This window comes from Rhodoferax saidenbachensis (genome assembly GCF_001955715.1).
Lineage (GTDB): Bacteria > Pseudomonadota > Gammaproteobacteria > Burkholderiales > Burkholderiaceae_C > Allorhodoferax > Allorhodoferax saidenbachensis.
This window is the reverse complement of record NZ_CP019239.1, coordinates 2,472,860-2,489,363: the sequence shown is the minus strand read 5'-3', so window position 1 is coordinate 2,489,363 and position 16,504 is coordinate 2,472,860. Positions and strand designations below refer to the sequence as shown.

Sequence of the window (16,504 nt, the reverse complement as noted above, 5' to 3'; positions counted from 1 at the left end):
CCTTCGACAGGCTCAGGGCGAACGGAGTGGGTTGGTCGGCGCAGTTCTGGACACCGGTGCGGCCAATCAGCAACGCCGCGCGATTGCTAAAGCCATCACGCTGCTGGAATCCACCCGCACCGACCACCGCGCGCAGGCCGACGAGTTGCTGACTGCCTTGCTGCCGCACACCGGCAAGTCTCTGCGGCTTGGCATCAGCGGCGTGCCGGGCGTGGGCAAGAGCACGTTCATTGAAGTGCTGGGCCTGTACCTGATTGACAAGGGCCACCGCGTGGCGGTGTTGACGATTGACCCGTCGAGCACAGTGTCGGGCGGCTCCATCCTGGGCGACAAGACGCGGATGGAAAAGCTCTCGATGCACGAGAAGGCGTATATCCGCCCGAGCCCCAGCAGTGGCACGCTGGGCGGTGTGGCCGAAAAGACGCGCGAGGCCATGCTGGTTTGCGAAGCGGCGGGCTACGACATCGTGATCGTCGAAACCGTGGGCGTGGGACAGAGCGAGACTGCGGTGCAGGGCATGTCGGACATGTTTGTGCTGATGCAGTTACCCAATGCGGGCGACGACTTGCAGGCGATCAAGAAGGGCGTGATGGAGCTGGCCGACTTGGTAGTCATCAACAAGGCCGACATCGACGCCGACGCCGCAACGCGCGCGCAGGCGCTGATCACGTCGAGCCTGCGGCTGCTGGGCATGCACGGCAACCCGAACGATCCGCACAGCGATAAACATTGGTCGCCGAAAGTCATTTCACTCAGCGCCTTGATGGGCCAGGGCGTGGACAAGTTCTGGACTGCGGTGTCCGAGTTTCAAACTCTGCAAACCGCCAACGGCAATCTGGCGAGTCGCCGTCAAAACCAGTCTTTGGCGTGGATGTGGGAGCGCATTGACGCTGGGCTCAAGCAATCGTTCAAGAACAATCCGGCAGTGCGCGAGCAACTGCCGCAACTGACCAAAGCGGTGCAGTCCGGCCAGATGGCCGCCAGCACTGCAGCACGAAATCTGCTCGCAGCCGCAAGTCAAGTTTTTACCGTTAGGGCTGAGCCCACCCACGCCGTTCGGGCTGAGCCTGTCGAAGCCCATGCGAACACCATTGCAAGCCCTTCGACAGGCTCAGGGCGAACGGATTTTTAGTTTCGGAAAGAAGAACCCCCATGCAAGACATTCTTGAACAACTGGAAGCCAAGCGCGAACTCGCGCGCCAGGGCGGCGGCGAAAAACGCATCGCCGCGCAACACAAAAAGGGCAAGCTGACGGCGCGCGAGCGGCTGGAGATTTTGCTGGACGAAGGCACTTTTGAAGAGTGGGACATGTTTGTCGAACACCGCTGCGTGGACTTCGGTATGCAAGACCAGAAGATTCCCGGCGATGGCGTGGTCACCGGCTACGGAATGATCAACGGCCGCCTGGTGTTCGTCTACAGCCAGGACTTCACGGTGTTTGGCGGCGCACTCTCCGAAGCGCACGCCGAGAAGATTTGCAAGGTGATGGACCAGGCGATGAAGGTGGGCGCGCCGGTAATCGGCCTGAACGATTCGGGCGGTGCGCGCATTCAGGAAGGCGTGGCCTCCTTGGGCGGCTATGCCGACGTGTTCCAGCGCAATGTGATGGCCAGCGGCGTGATTCCGCAGATCAGCATGATCATGGGCCCAAGCGCAGGTGGTGCGGTGTATTCGCCTGCGATGACCGACTTCATCTTCATGGTGAAAGACTCCAGCTACATGTTCGTCACCGGCCCCGAAGTGGTGAAGACCGTGACGCACGAAGAAGTGACCGCCGAAGAATTGGGCGGCGCAATCACGCACACGACCAAGAGCGGCGTGGCTGATCTGGCGTTTGAGAATGATGTGGAAGCGCTGCTGATGCTGCGCCGCCTGTACAACTACCTCCCCTTAAGCAACCGCGAGAAAGCGCCCGTGCGCAAGAGCGGTGATCCGCTGGACCGCATGGACGCGAGCCTGGACACGCTGGTGCCGGACAACCCGAACAAGCCGTATGACATGAAGGAGCTGATCGTCAAGACGGTGGACGATGGCGACTTCTTTGAGATTCAGCCGGAGTACGCGAAGAACATCATCATTGGTTTTGCGCGCATGGATGGTCAGACCGTGGGCATCGTGGCCAACCAGCCGCTGGTGTTGGCAGGCTGCCTGGACATCAAGAGCAGTATCAAAGCCGCGCGCTTTGTGCGCTTCTGCGATGCGTTCAACATCCCGGTGATCACGTTTGTGGACGTGCCCGGCTTCATGCCCGGCACCAGCCAGGAGTACGGCGGCATCATCAAGCATGGCGCGAAGCTGCTCTATGCGTATGCCGAGTGCACCGTGCCCAAGATCACGGTGATCACGCGCAAGGCCTATGGCGGCGCGTACGACGTGATGGCGTCCAAGCACCTGCGCGGCGATGTGAATTTCGCCTGGCCCAACGCCGAGATCGCGGTGATGGGGGCCAAGGGCGCGGTGGAAATCATCTTCCGCGAAGACAAGGGCGACCCCGCCAAGCTGGCCGCGAAGGAAGCCGAATACAAGGCCCGCTTTGCGAACCCGTTCGTGGCCGGCGCACGCGGCTTTATCGACGACGTGATCCTGCCGCACGAAACCCGTAAACGCATCTGCCGCAGCCTGGTGATGCTCAAAGACAAGAAGTTGGAAAACCCGTGGCGCAAGCACGGGAACATTCCGCTGTGATCATGCGCACGGCGAGCGTTGGTTTGCGGTGCGCACGAGCGGTCTGCCCGACCGTTTTGCTCCGTGTCCCCCGCGCTGCGCGCTCCTCCTTTACCTGCGCAAAACGGCCAGGCAGACCACTCGTGAAGGGGTGGTATGCCTAAGGCGGTGCACGCTTCACAAGCCAAAGTGCTGACGGACATCCCGAATGTCGGAAAGTCCATCGCGCAGGACTTGCGTGGTCTGGGCGTCAATACGCCTGCCGATGTGGCGGCGATGGACCCCGTTGCAACGTTTGAGGCATTGCGCACGCCCATGGGCAAGCGCCACGACCCCTGCGTTCTCGATACTTTTCTGGCCGCCAAAGATTTCATGAACGGTGGCCCCGCACAACCCTGGTGGCACTTCACGCCGCTGCGCAAAGTGCAAAAACTGACTCCCGAATAGGAGATGACGAATGGTCGAAAAAAACTATATTGCTAACCGTGGTGGAAGCACGAGAGCCCTCTCATCCAAATCATGAGAACTCTAGTTGGGCTGATCGCTTGCTATGTTGCGTTTTCGTCAAACATTGCACATGCATCCAATGACGCGTGGGAGCAATGCACTGTTGTCGAGGATTTGGTGATTCTTGGAAACGACTCTCAGTATGCTGCCCAAATTCAGACGCTGCGTCGCAGCTTGAATTCTTCAAATCTTGAACTGGTGGATAAATCGAATGTTGAGAAAGACTTCTCTAGTCAGGCTCTTGTCACTTGTCTTGCACGGATTGATTCGAAGTTGAGCCATGATCGAATTTCGGCATGTCGAACAAGTCTGACGCTATTGAGGCCTGCTTATCTTATGCGTGTGAATGGTCATCCAAAGAGCATAGCTGCCTCTCTCAATGTTTCATCAGCCCCACTAATTGATGAAATGATTAACTTCATTTATGCAAAAGAAATGCCTTCGCCTGGGAAAGCCTTGTTAAGAACGTGGCAGACGGAGTGGCTGTACTCCTGCGCTCATTCCAAATAGATTTGTATTGAGGACAAAAATGTTTACAAAAATCCTAATTGCCAACCGCGGAGAGATCGCGTGCCGTGTTATCGCTACTGCGAAAAAAATGGGCATCAAGACGGTCGCCGTGTATTCCGATGCCGACAAGGAAGCACGCCACGTGGCGTTGGCCGACGAAGCAGTCAACATCGGCCCCGCACCCAGCCGCGAGAGTTATTTGTTGGCCGACAAGATCATTGCCGCCTGCAAACAAACCGGCGCGCAAGCCGTGCACCCGGGTTACGGCTTCCTGAGCGAGAACGCGGAGTTCTCCAAACGGGTGGAAGAAGAGGGCATTACCTTCATCGGTCCCAAGCATTATTCGATTGCTGCGATGGGCGACAAGATCGAATCGAAAAAGCTGGCGGGCAAGGCGGGTGTGAACTGCATTCCCGGCGTCAACGATGCAATTGAAACCGCAGAGAAGGCCGTCGAAATCGCCCAAGGCATTGGTTACCCCGTGATGATCAAGGCGTCGGCAGGCGGCGGTGGCAAGGGCTTGCGCGTGGCGTTCAACGACAAGGAAGCTTTTGAAGGCTTCACCTCCTGTCGCAACGAGGCGCGCAACAGCTTTGGCGACGACCGCGTGTTCATCGAAAAGTTTGTCGAAGAACCGCGCCATATCGAGATCCAGTTGATGGGTGACAGCCACGGCAACGTGATTTACCTGAACGAGCGCGAATGCTCGATCCAGCGCCGCCACCAGAAGGTGATTGAAGAAGCGCCAAGCCCGTTTATCAGCGACGCGACACGCAAGGCGATGGGCGAGCAGGCTGTGGCCTTGGCCAAGGCCGTGAAGTACCAGAGCGCAGGCACGGTGGAGTTTGTGGTCGGCAAAGACCAGAGCTTTTACTTTCTGGAAATGAACACGCGCCTGCAGGTGGAGCACCCGGTGACCGAAGCCATCACCGGCTTGGACCTGGTGGAGTTGATGATCCGCGTGGCGGCGGGCGAGAAGCTGCCGCTGGCGCAAAAGGATGTGCAGCGCAATGGCTGGGCCATCGAGTGCCGCATCAATGCCGAAGACCCGTTCCGCAACTTCCTGCCCAGTACGGGCCGCCTGGTGCGCTTTGCGCCGCCCGAGCAGACCCTGTTTGCTGCATCCGTTCGCCCTGAGCCTGTCGAAGGGCTTGGGGGGGCTTCGACAGGCTCAGCCCGAACGGGTGTGTTTGGTGGCGTGCGTGTCGATACCGGTGTGCAGGATGGTGGCGAGATTCCGATGTTTTACGACTCGATGATTGCCAAGCTGATCGTGCACGGCACGGACCGGCTGGACGCAATTGCCAAGATGCGTGAAGCCTTGAACGGTTTTGTGATTCGTGGTGTGTCCAGCAACATTCCATTCCAGGCCGCCTTGCTGGCGCACCCCAGGTTTGTGGCGGGGGACTTCAATACCGGTTTCATCGCCGAGAACTATGGCAAGGGCTTCTTTGCCGAAGACGTGCCGCATGACGACGCTGACTTCTTGGTGGCGTTGGCGGCCTTTGTGCGCCGCAAGTCGCGTGAGCGCGCGACCAGCCTGACCGGGCAATTGCCCGGCTACGCCGTCAACGCGGGCAAAGACTATGTAGTGGTCACGCTGGATGCTGCTGGCAACAACAGCTACAAGGCAGTGCACGTGGACGAATTTGTAGGCGAAACCGGCTCTGCCCGAGTACGGGTGGGCGCAACCAGCTATGAAATTCGTAGCAGTTCACGCCTTAACGACATCTGCATCCATGGCACGGTGAATGACAAGGCGTTTACTGCCCAGATCGAGCGCGGCACGCCCAAGAACCCGCTGGCCTTGCGCGTGCAGCACAACGGCACGCGTATCGACGCGCTGGTGATGTCGCCGCGCATGGCCGAGTTGCACGCGCTGATGCCGCACAAGGCGCCGCCCGACATGAGCCGCTACGTGCTGTCGCCCATGCCGGGCCTGCTGGTCGATGTGGCCGTCACCGTGGGCCAGAAGGTGCAGGCGGGTGAGCGTGTGGCGGTGATTGAAGCCATGAAAATGGAGAACGTGCTGTTCGCTGCAGCCGATGGCGTGGTGGGCAAGGTGCTGGCGACCAAGGGTGAAAGCCTGAGTGTGGACCAAGCGATCATCGAATTCGCATAAACGCTCAGGTGGAGTTCGCATGAGTCAAAGACCCTTTAAAGTGCTGGGCATCCAGCAGATCGCCATTGGCGGCCCGGACAAGAAACGCCTGCAGACGCTGTGGGTGGACATGCTGGGCCTGGAAGTCACCGGCACGTTCAAGAGCGAAAAAGAGAATGTTGACGAGGACATCTGCGCCATCGGCTCGGGCCCGTTCAAGGTCGAGGTCGATTTGATGCAGCCGCTGGACCCAGACAAGAAGCCCGCAGTGCACACCACGCCGCTGAACCACGTGGGCTTGTGGATTGACGATTTGCCACTGGCGGTGGAATGGCTCACGGCCAAGGGGGTGCGTTTTGCGCCGGGTGGTATCCGCAAGGGGGCGGCGGGGTTTGACATCTGCTTTTTGCACCCCAAGAGCAACGACGAATTCCCCATTGCCGGCGAAGGCGTGCTGATCGAGCTGGTGCAGGCGCCCCCGGAAGTGGTGGCCGCTTTGTCTGTTTGAGCGGTCCTTTGGGCGCAATTGACGGGCCTTTTTGTCGGCTTCTTCGCGTTTTGGATGCTTTCGGTAGGATTAGAGTCAGCTAGTGATGGTTGAATGGTCCTACGCCATAGGTTGGCGGGACAGGGGCTGACCGGGTTTTCGGGAGCCCATGCCAACGCGCAGACGAGGAGACAAAATGAAAATGGGTCAGTTTTTTTCGGCGGGCATGTGGGGAATGCGCAAGATGCGCTTTGGCACCAAGCTGGGCGTGCTCTCGGCTGTGCTGCTGCTGCCCATGCTGGCCATCGTCTGGCAACTGATCATGCGCGAGGTCAATGACATCGAGATCGCCCGTGCCGAGCTCGAAGGTATTGCGCTGGTGGATGACACCAGCGAGTTGATCCGCCAGATCCAGACCCACCGCGGCCAATCGAACATGGTGTTGTCGGGCAACACCAGTGCCCAGGCCGGGCGGGATAAAACCCGCGAAGCCTTGCGCGCTGCGCGTGACAGCCTGGACAAAAAGCTGAGCGCCATCACCACCTTTGCCGTGCCTGCGGCCTGGCCTGAACTGCGCACCCGCATAGATGCCCTGGTTCCCTCGCTGGAGGGCAAGCCTGCCCCAGAGAGTTTTGCCCGGCACACTGCGCTGGTGGAGGATTTGGGGCGTTTTGTCTACGGCCTTGCCGACAGCTCAAGCCTGCTCTATGACCCAGATCCCCTGACTTACCTGCTGATGGATACGGTGGTGTCGCGCGTGATTCCCTGGACCGAGCAGGTGGGCAAGCTGCGCGGCCTGGGTGCGGGCCTGCTGAGCCAGCCCACGCTGGACGAAGCGGGCGCGGTGCGCGTGCGCTTGCAGCTGGATGCGCTGGACGCCTGGGTGCGCGACGCGCAGTACTCGCAAAGTTTGATGGTCAAACTGGGCTCCAAAGATCCCGCCGCCACGCTGGCCCAAACGGCTACCACCGAGTTCACCCGCATGGCGCGCGAGCGTTTTGCGCCCGGGGCCGCCATCAGCGATTCGCAAACCTATTTCGCTGCGGGTACCCAGACCATTGGCGAGGTGACAAAGTTCCAGCGCTCCTCCATCGCAGGGGTGCAAGAGCAGTTGCAGAGCAGGTTGGCTGATGGAATCCGCCTGTTGTGGATGACGGTAGTTGGCAGTGGTGTGGCTATGCTCTTGGTGGTGTATTTCATGCTGGCCTTCAACCTGAGCTTCATGGCCGATTTGCGAGAAGTGCTGGAGTTCATGAAACAGACCGCCAGCGGCAACCTGCGCCACAAAACCAATGTACTTGGCAAGGACGAGCTGTCCGACATGGTTATCGCCATGCAGGCAATGGTGACCAATGTGTCCATCATGGTTGCCAGCGTGCGCAGCAACGCGGCGCTGGTGGCCCATGCTGGGGAAAGCCTGGTGCGTGGCAATGAGGCACTGTCCAGCCGCACGGAGCAACAGGCTGCTAACCTGGAGCAAACTGCGGCCAGTGTGGAGGAGCTTTCCTCCACCGTGGAGGGCAATGCCCAGGTGGCGCAGCAGTCCGACACCACCACCCAGCGCGTGCGCGAGACGGCTGAAGACGGCGCGCGCGGCATGGTGCAGGCGATTGCCTCGGTGGAGGCCATCGAGGCGAGCACCAAACGCATGGACGAGATCGTGGGGGTGATTGATGGCTTGGCTTTCCAGACCAATATCCTGGCGCTGAACGCGGCGGTGGAAGCTGCACGGGCTGGCGAGTCGGGGCGCGGTTTTGCCGTGGTGGCGTCGGAAGTGCGCTCGCTGGCCGGGCGCTCGGCCGAGTCGGCCAAGGAAATCCGCAAGCTCATCACCTCGTCCAGTGCACAAGTGGCCACGGGTGTTGCGCAAATTCGCGCGGCGGGCGAGAACATCAACCGCATCGTGGAAGGCGTGCGTGGCGTGGCGGTCAATATGTCGCAGATATCGTCGTCCAGCGCAGAGCAAAGCTCCAGCCTGTCTGAGATTACTTCTGCCGTGCGCCAGCTCGACGAGATCACGCAGCAGAACGCGGCTATGGTGGAGCGTGCGGTCAGCCAGTCGACCGACCTGCAGGACCGCGCTTCCACGCTGTCCAAAGCGGTGGAAGTATTCAAGCTGCAGCAGGGTACCACCGACGAAGCGCGCGCCTTGGTGGAGCGCGCCATGGCATTGCGCCAGCGCAGCGGGTCGCGCGACACGTTCCTGCGTGAGGTCACACTCAAGGAAACCAGCCTGTTTGACCGCGATATGTATGTCTTTGTGCTGGACGGAAAGGGTACCTACCTGGCCTTTGGCGGTAACGCGGCCAAGGTGAATACGCGGGTGCAGGATGTTGCCGGGATCGACGGCGATGCGCTGATTGCCTCCATCATCCAGCAGGCCAGCCAGGGCCCGGGTTGGGTGGAGTACGAAATCACCAACCCTGCAACTGGCAAGGTACAAACCAAGCTCTCGTACGTCCAGCAGGTGGACGATGTCTATGTGGGATGCGGGGTCTACAAAAACCTGGTGGCGAACTAGGACGGAGTGGCCCGCTTGGCACGCGCCCGGGCCAGCGCCGCTTCAATCACGGCACGTTTCTTGTCCAGTACTGCCGGGTCGGTGTGTTGGGAGTGCGCTGGCAGATCTGCCAGCTTGGCCTCGGCCTTTTCTTCAAGCCTTTTAGCCTGTTCGCCCTCATCCCGCGTGCGCCGCAAGCTATGAAATTCATAGCGTTTTCGCGCGGTGTCTGCCTGCTCTACAGACCAGGCCTGCCAGCCCGTGGCCTGTGCACTGGCGTTTTCCAGCAGGATGCAGTCCACCGGGCACACCGGTAGGCACAGCTCGCAACCGGTGCAGTGGTCTTCGATGACGGTGTGCATACGTTTGTTGCTGCCCACAATTGCATCGGTGGGGCAGGCGTCGATACACAACGTGCAGCCTATGCACCAGTTCTCGTCGATAAAGGCCACGCTGCGTGGCCCCTCGGTGCCGAACTCCAGGGCTAGTGGCTGGTGGGGCAGGCCGGTGAGGGTGGCCAGGCGGATGACACCTTCGTCACCGCCGGGAGGGCACTGGTTGATGGTGGCCGCGCCGTCAACGATGGCCTGGGCATAACCGGCGCAGTCAGGGTAGCCGCAGCGGGTGCATTGGGTTTGCGGCAGCGCATCCAGAATGCGCGCGACCGTCACCCCGTGCATCGCTTTCCCTGTTTCACGCCTTGCGTGCGACGCGTTTGCGCGCTACGGTTTTGGTAGCTGCCTGCGCAGTACGGGCGGGCTTTGCAGCCACTTTTACTTGTTTTTTTGCAGCCTTGGCAGGGGCTGCAGTTTTGGCCACCGGGGCGGCCACTTTGGGCGCAGCCTTGCGTGCTGTGGGTTTGGCCGGAGCGGCGACCTTGTTGGCGGCGGTAATCTTGCTGTGCGCCAGGATGAACGCTTTCACCTGCGGGTACACATGCTCGCGCCAGCGGCGGCCCGAGAAGATGCCGTAGTGGCCTGCGCCCTTGGCTTCGAAGTGTGTTTGCTGTGACTTGGGCACGCCGGTGCAGATGTCGTGCACCGCCTGGGTCTGGCCGGAGCCGGAGATGTCGTCCAGTTCACCTTCCACCGACATCAGTGCGGTGGTCTTGATGTCCTGTGGGCGCACACGTTCCAGCTGGCCATCCACACTTTTCACATCCCAGGTGCCGTTGACCAGGCTGTAGTCTTGGAACACCACGTGGATGGTTTCCAGGTAGTAGTCGGCGTCCATGTCCAGCACGGCGTTGTACTCGTCGTAGAACTTGCGGTGTGCGTCGGTGCTGACGTCGTCGCCCTTGATCAGGTCCTTGAAGTAGTCGTAGTGGCTCTTGGCGTGGTGGTCCGGGTTCATGGCCACAAAGCCGGTGTGCTGCAGGAAACCGGGGTACACGCGCCGTCCTGCGCCTGGGAAGCTGGTGGGCACGCGATAGATCACGTTGTTTTCAAACCAGCTGTGGCTCTTGTTCATGGCCAGGTTGTTCACGGCCGTGGGGGACTTGCGTGCGTCGATGGGGCCGCCCATCATGGTCATGGACAGTGGCGTGGTCTCGCCACGGCTGGCCATCAGCGACACGGCGGCCAGCACGGGCACGGTGGGCTGGCACACGCTCATGACGTGGCAGTTGCCGTATTTGCCCTGCACGTGGCGGATGAACTCCTGCACGTAGTTGACGTAGTCGTCGAGATGGAATTCACCATCCGACAAGGGCACCAAGCGGGCGTTTTTCCAGTCGGTGATGTAGACCTTGTGGTCCTTCAGCATGGTCTTGACCGTGTCACGCAACAGAGTGGAGTAATGGCCCGACAGGGGCGCGACGATGAGCACGGCGGGCTGGCCCTTGATCTTGTCCAGGGTCTTGGTGTCGTCACTGAAACGCTTGAAGCGGCGCAGCTCACAGAAGGGTTTGGTGATTTCCACGCGCTCGTGGATGGCCACGTCCACGCCGTCCACATCAATGGTGCGCAGGCCGAACTCTGGCTTTTCGTAGTCCTTGCCCAGGCGGTGCATCAGGTCGTAACCGGCGGAGATGCGTTGGGCAAACGGGTTTTGACCGAAGAACGACAGGGGATTGTTGTAGACCTTGGCAGCAGCCTGGGCCAGATCGGAAAACGGCTCCATCATGGACCGTTGGGTTTCGTAGAGCTGGTACAGCATGGGAGGCTCGCTTTCAGGGAAATGTTGCGTTGCAATATAGCAGCGTTGCCAATATCTACGGTCTCAACGGTTACTCGCCTTCAGGATGCCTCGCACCGCATTGCGGCTGTGTGCGCCAAAGTTGGCCAGCAGCTCGGCAATGGCAGCGTCCAGTTTGGCCCGGGCGGCCGGGTCCACCTTGGCCAGTTCGGTCACCAGGTTGATGGTGTCTTCTTTGGTGCCAAAGTCAAAAGCAGGGTCCGACACGTAGCCCGGGGGCATGGCGGCTACCAGCGTCTGCACCAGTTGCGGGCCGGCAGCGGCGGCCTGGGTTGAGACCACATCACGCAGGTAATGCTCGCTCCACTCGGGGTAGTTGCCGTCCTTGTCGGTGTTGCGCAGCGCTTTTTCTATCGCGCTGTCCTGCTTGCTGTGTGCGGCGTTCTCCAGCAACTCGGTCTGGTATTTCTCCAGCGCCAGATGGCGGTTGGACAGCAGCACAATCATGTCGTCCTTCATGCCCGACATACCAGCCATGGCCAGTGCATTGGCCCACAGCAGCTTGGTGGTGGAATCTCCAGGTGCCAGGCTGGCGTGGTACGGCTGGGTCAGATCCTGCAGGTAGTGCAGGGACAGGCCGGTAAAGCGCCAGCCCCAGTAGGGGTGGCCGGTGCGAAAGGCCAGCGCAGCCAGCGTGGAGTATTGGTAGGAACGCAGGCGTGGGAAGGTGCGCTTGAGGAACGGGGCCGCCATGTAGAGCACGCGGCTCTCATGCATGAAACCCATGTGGAACGGGGCCTGGGTAGAGAACGACAGCGCCGGGTTGCCAAAGGGCAGGGTGCCAAAGCCGTAGGTCTTGCCCCATTCAGATGGGCTGTCGTCCCACAGGTTGATGTCCAGGCCGTAGTCAGGCTCATCTGCCGCAGAGGCCACCACCGACAGGGGGGCTACCGGGTCACCGGCCTTCAGGGCGGCAAACTTGTAGGTGCTGTGTGGTGGTTCCGGCAGGGTGTTGACCGCAGCGTAGGGCAACAGGTTGCCTGCGGCGCTGCTGGTGCGCGGGTCGGGCTGAATGTAGAGCGCGAATTTGCTGTTGGGCGCGACACGCAAGGCAGAGAGAAATGCCAGGCGGCGGGTTTCATCGGTGCGGCCGGGTTTGGCCGTAAAGGCCAGGGCGGCGGGGCGTGCCGGGTAGTTTTCAAGATTGGCCGCGGCCCAGGCTTCCTGGCTGGCCAGCAGGGCCTCCAGGGTTTTTTCCTCGGCCTTTAGAAAGGCCTCCAGCGGTTCTGCAATGACGGGGGAGGCGTTGGCCACTTCGGGCATGGCCTCCAGCGCGCGGTAGGCGGGCAGGCTGTGGTTGCCCCAGGCCCAGGCCGGTGATGTAGACAAAGCTCCCAAAATACTCAGTGCGAACGCCAAATTTTTCATGCAAGTCTCTCCGGGTTGAGCGTGGATTATGCGCCAGCAGCTATCAAAAAAATAGCGGCTGGCATCCGCTTTCGGGACGCCAGCCGCTCGTGTGAGCTAGCTACTTAAATGACCTTGGCGATTGCCTGGCATACGTAGTCAATGTTCTTGCTGTTCAGCGCGGCCACGCACATGCGGCCGGTGTCGGTGCCGTAGACGCCGAATTCGGAGCGCAGACGCACCATCTGGTCTTTGGACAGGCCGGAGTAGCTGAACATGCCGATCTGGGTGGTGATGAAGGACATGTCCTGCTTGACACCGGCGGCTTTGAGGCCGTCGACCAGCTTTTGGCGCATGGCCTTGATGCGCACGCGCATCTCACCCAGTTCCTTTTCCCACAGGGCGCGCAGCTCGGGGTTGTTCAACACCGCAGCCACTACGGCACCGCCGTGTGTGGGTGGGTTGGAGTAGTTGGTGCGGATGACGATCTTGAGTTGGGAGAGCACGCGGCCGGCTTCTTCCTTGTCCTTGCAGAGCACGGACAGGCCACCGACGCGTTCACCGTACAGGCTGAAGCTTTTGGAGAAGGAGGTGGAGACAAAGAAGTTCAGGCCGGCGGCGACAAACTTCTGGATCACGGCGCCGTCTTCGGCAATACCGTAGCCAAAGCCTTGGTAGGCCATGTCCAGGAACGGTGTCAGGTTCTTGGCTTTCACCACGGCAATCACTTGGTCCCATTGCTCGGGGGTGATGTCGTAGCCAGTGGGGTTGTGGCAGCAGGCGTGCAGCACGACCACGGTGCCAGCGGCGGCCGCGTTCAGGCTGGAGAGCATGCCGTCAAAGTTCACGCCACCCTTGCCACCGTTGGCTGCTGCGTCGAAGTACGCGTAGGAGTCGACTGTAAAGCCGGCATTGGTGAACAGCGCGCGGTGGTTTTCCCAACTGGGGTCGGAGATCAGCACTTTGGCGGCAGGGTTCAGCTTCTTCAGGAAGTCGGCGCCGATCTTCAGACCGCCGGTGCCACCAATGGCTTGCACGGTGGCTACACGGCCGGAGGTCACGGGTTCGCTGTCGACACCGAACACCAGGCCTTTGACGGCATTGTCGTAGGCCACGATGCCATCGATGGGCAGGTAGCCACGCGCGGTGGGCTTTTCCATCATGGTTTTCTCGGCGGCTTGCACGCACTGCAGCAGAGGCAGCTTGCCGTTGTCGTCGAAATACACGCCTACGCCCAGGTTCACCTTGTTGGGGTTGGTGTCAGCGTTGAATTGTTCGTTCAGACCCAGGATCGGGTCGCGGGGAGCCATTTCGACGGCGGAGAAAAGAGACATGAAAAAGTCCTGTGATTGGAATGTCGGGTGGGTTACCCGCGGACGCGACCTGCGATGCGGGTAATCCCTATTTTACCGGGCACCGCGCTGGTGCCTTTTCTGGGTGTTTAACGCGCCAGGCCCTCTGCCAGTGCACGCGTGAGCTCGGCCGCTGGCACATTGCGGCATTGCGAGGCGTTTTGCCCGCTCCATAGGGGAGAAAAATCTGTGCTGCCTTGGCTTTCGGCGCGCGCGCGCAACGGGGCAATGGCGCCAGTCGCCATCGGGAAGGCAGGGGCTGCCGGGTTCAACGGCCCCAGTTCGCGCATCAGCCGGTTCACGATGCCGCGCGCCGGGCGGCCGGTGAACAAGGATGTGAGCGTCGTATGGCGTGCGGCCGGACTCTGCAATACCGCGCGGTGCAGGGCGGAAGTGGTGGACTCGGGGCAGCACATGTAGGCTGTGCCAATTTGCACGGCCGAGGCACCCAGCGCCATGGCTGCGGCCACGCCATCCGTGTCGGCAATGCCGCCTGCGGCAATCACGGGCACGGTCACCGCCTGCACGATCTGCGGCAGCAGCGCCATGGTGCCTACCTGGGTGCTCAGGTCATCGCTCAGGAAAATGCCACGGTGCCCGCCAGCTTCCAGACCCTGGGCAATGATGGCGTCGACGCCGTTCGCTTGCAGCCACAGGGCTTCGTCCACGGTGGTGGCGGATGCCAGCACCAAGCTGCCCCAGGCTTTGACGCGTGCCAGCAATGCAGGCGAGGGCAGGCCGAAATGGAAGCTCACCACGGCTGGCTTGAAGGCTTCCAGCACATCGGCCGCTTCAGCACTAAAAGGGGCACGGCCCGGGCTGGGAACGATGTCGGCCAGCGACAGGCCCAGTTCTGCATAAAAAGGCTGCAGCGCCTGTTGCCAGACGGCGTCGCGTGCCGCGTCGGGCGCGGGCGGTGTGTGGCAGAAGAAGTTGACGTTGTAGGGCTTGTCGGTCAGCGCGGTAAGCTGCGTGAGTTCGTTGCGCAGCGCGTCCAGACTCAGCATGGCGGCGGGAATGGAGCCCAGCCCGCCTGCATTACAAACGGCGGCGGCCAGCGCGTGGCCTTGCACACCGGCCATCGGGGCCTGGATGATGGGTAACTGCGTACCCAGGAAGTTCAGAGTGGACATGTTGTTGGCTAAACCATGGCAATGCGCTGCAGCCCTGTCTTGGGCGCGGGCGTGCCAACATTAAATACCGACACCACTTCAGTCAGACGATGTGCCTGGTCACGCAGCGCGGCGGCGGCGGCGGCCGCGGCCGACTCCTCAACCAGTGCTGCGTTCTGTTGTGTCATCTGGTCCAGATTGCTCACAGCTTGGTTCACCTGGCCAATGCCGTCGTTCTGTTCGGTGGAGGAGGCTGTGATTTCACCAATCAGGTCCGACACGCGGCGTACGCTGGAAACGATTTCACCCATGGTCTCGCCAGCGTGGCTGACCTGGGCGGAGCCGGTTTCCACGGTCTGGACCGAGGCATCGATCAGCGTCTTGATCTCTTTGGCTGCCTGTGCGCTGCGCTGCGCCAGGCTGCGCACTTCGCTGGCAACGACGGCAAAGCCGCGCCCCTGCTCGCCGGCCCGTGCAGCTTCCACGGCGGCGTTGAGCGCCAGGATGTTGGTCTGGAAGGCAATGCCATCAATGACACCGATGATGTCCGCAATCTTGGTGGACGATTCGCTGATCTGGCGCATGCTGTGCACCACCTGGCCTACGACTTCGCCACCGCGTGCCGCCGTGCTGGCGGCCGTGGTGGCCAACTGGTTGGCCTGGCGCGCGGTCTCTGCGGATTGGGCCACGGTGCTGGTCAGTTGCTCCATGCTAGCGGCAGTTTCCTGCAGGTTGGAGGCAGTTTGTTCGGTGCGCGCCGACAGGTCTTGGTTGCCGTTGGCAATTTCGTTGGAGGCAGTGGAGACCGATTCCACCCCATGCCGCACTTCAGACACCAGACCTCTGAGCCGGGCCACCATCTCCGAGAGCGCTTGCAACAGCTCGCCGAACTCGTCCTTGCGGTCGTCCTGCAGGGTTTGTGTGAGATCGCCACCGCTGATGGCGCGGGCGACTTCGACAGCGCGGGCCAGCGGCAGAGTGATGGAACGCACCAGAGCCCACGCCATCACGACGGCGATCACCACCACCAAAATGGCGCTTGCAATGCCCAGCAGGGTTGCATTGCTTCGTGCTTCCATGGCCTCTATTTTTGCAGCGTCACGCTGGTCTTCCTGGGCTTTGACGAAGCCCTTCAAGGCGTCAATGTAAGCCAGCGCGGTGGGCAGAAATTCGTTCAACGCAAAATCGCGGCGTGCTGTTGCATCGTTCGTCGCTTTGACTTCGGGAAGTTTCTTCAGCGTGTTGAGCAACGTGGTGCGGGCATCTCCCACTTTGGCCAGCGCCTGTTTGTCGATGTCGGACACTGCCACTTCGCGCACCTTGGTCTGTACCTCGCTGATGCGCGCGGAGCCCTGGGTCTGCCGGTCAATGAAGAATTTCTCGACGGTGGCATCCGTCGTGGCAATGCTGGCCAGTGAGCGTTCGGTATTGGTTTCGGTCAGGCCCTGCCAGCGCACGGCGTTGGTGATGTTGGCCTCAAAGCGCTGCACATCGGCCAGCGCCTTTTCCATGGCCAGACCAGAGCGGTACTGCGTATAGGCGGCAACACCCAAGAGCAGCAGCAAGAGGCCCAAAATCGTGCTCCACAGTTTGTGGGACACCCGGATATCGTTCAATTTCATATGGCTTCCTTCCAAAATTCGCAGGCCTGCACACAAGGCAGGTGGCACGCGGGCGCGGCCGTCATCAAAAGCAGACTATGGAAGAGGAGGAAGTCGCGTGGTCAGC

13 protein-coding genes are annotated in these 16,504 nt (G+C 60.9%); 7 read left to right on the top strand and 6 right to left on the bottom strand.

The features are described 5' to 3' along the window. Positions 1-31: 31 nt before the first annotated feature. The 7 genes from meaB (at position 32) to RS694_RS20860 (ending at position 8,790) form a co-directional block, all read left to right on the top strand. Positions 32-1,132 carry a methylmalonyl Co-A mutase-associated GTPase MeaB gene (gene meaB, locus RS694_RS20280; RefSeq protein WP_169731130.1) on the top strand — a complete coding sequence of 367 codons (1,101 nt, stop codon included), beginning with the start codon at positions 32-34 and terminating at the stop codon, positions 1,130-1,132. Positions 1,133-1,152: 20 nt separating this feature from the next. After that, positions 1,153-2,685, top strand: a complete 1,533-nt coding sequence (locus tag RS694_RS11910) for an acyl-CoA carboxylase subunit beta (RefSeq protein WP_029708979.1) — start codon at positions 1,153-1,155, stop codon at positions 2,683-2,685. A gap of 135 nt (positions 2,686-2,820) precedes the next feature. Further along, positions 2,821-3,111: a helix-hairpin-helix domain-containing protein gene (locus RS694_RS11905; protein WP_029708978.1), complete on the top strand. Its 291-nt coding sequence runs from the start codon at positions 2,821-2,823 to the stop codon at positions 3,109-3,111. Between the two features lie 72 nt (positions 3,112-3,183). Continuing rightward, on the top strand, positions 3,184-3,681 hold the full coding sequence (locus RS694_RS20500; RefSeq protein WP_152528877.1) for a hypothetical protein: 498 nt from the start codon (positions 3,184-3,186) through the stop codon (positions 3,679-3,681). Positions 3,682-3,700: 19 nt separating this feature from the next. Next, positions 3,701-5,803 carry an acetyl-CoA carboxylase biotin carboxylase subunit gene (locus RS694_RS11900; protein WP_029708977.1) on the top strand — a complete coding sequence of 701 codons (2,103 nt, stop codon included), beginning with the start codon at positions 3,701-3,703 and terminating at the stop codon, positions 5,801-5,803. Between the two features lie 19 nt (positions 5,804-5,822). After that, complete coding sequence (locus RS694_RS11895) at positions 5,823-6,290, top strand: VOC family protein (protein WP_029708976.1); 468 nt, start codon at positions 5,823-5,825, stop codon at positions 6,288-6,290. Positions 6,291-6,465: 175 nt separating this feature from the next. After that, positions 6,466-8,790, top strand: coding sequence for a methyl-accepting chemotaxis protein (locus tag RS694_RS20860; protein ID WP_051392038.1), 2,325 nt, complete (start codon positions 6,466-6,468; stop codon positions 8,788-8,790). On the opposite strand, the gene rsxB is transcribed toward RS694_RS20860, so the two are convergent. The 6 genes from rsxB to RS694_RS11860 all read right to left on the bottom strand — a co-directional run bounded on the left by rsxB (position 8,787) and on the right by RS694_RS11860 (position 16,398). Next, the gene (gene rsxB / locus RS694_RS11885; RefSeq protein WP_029708974.1) at positions 8,787-9,449 is read right to left on the bottom strand and encodes an electron transport complex subunit RsxB; all 663 of its coding nucleotides are present in this window, start codon (positions 9,447-9,449) and stop codon (positions 8,787-8,789) included. The two genes, RS694_RS20860 and rsxB, sit on opposite strands and share 4 nt — an antisense overlap. A 13-nt stretch (positions 9,450-9,462) precedes the next feature. Further along, complete coding sequence (locus RS694_RS11880; protein WP_029708973.1) at positions 9,463-10,926, bottom strand: polyhydroxyalkanoate depolymerase; 1,464 nt, start codon at positions 10,924-10,926, stop codon at positions 9,463-9,465. Positions 10,927-10,989: 63 nt separating this feature from the next. Next, entirely contained in the window at positions 10,990-12,333 is a 1,344-nt protein-coding gene (locus RS694_RS11875) for a phospholipase C/P1 nuclease family protein (RefSeq protein WP_029708972.1), read from the bottom strand. Between the two features lie 104 nt (positions 12,334-12,437). Next, positions 12,438-13,646, bottom strand: coding sequence for an amino acid aminotransferase (locus RS694_RS11870; protein WP_029708971.1), 1,209 nt, complete (start codon positions 13,644-13,646; stop codon positions 12,438-12,440). A gap of 107 nt (positions 13,647-13,753) precedes the next feature. Next, positions 13,754-14,797, bottom strand: coding sequence for an NAD(P)H-dependent flavin oxidoreductase (locus RS694_RS11865; RefSeq protein WP_029708970.1), 1,044 nt, complete (start codon positions 14,795-14,797; stop codon positions 13,754-13,756). A gap of 8 nt (positions 14,798-14,805) precedes the next feature. Then, on the bottom strand, positions 14,806-16,398 hold the full coding sequence (locus tag RS694_RS11860; protein WP_051392037.1) for a methyl-accepting chemotaxis protein: 1,593 nt from the start codon (positions 16,396-16,398) through the stop codon (positions 14,806-14,808). Positions 16,399-16,504: the final 106 nt, after the last annotated feature.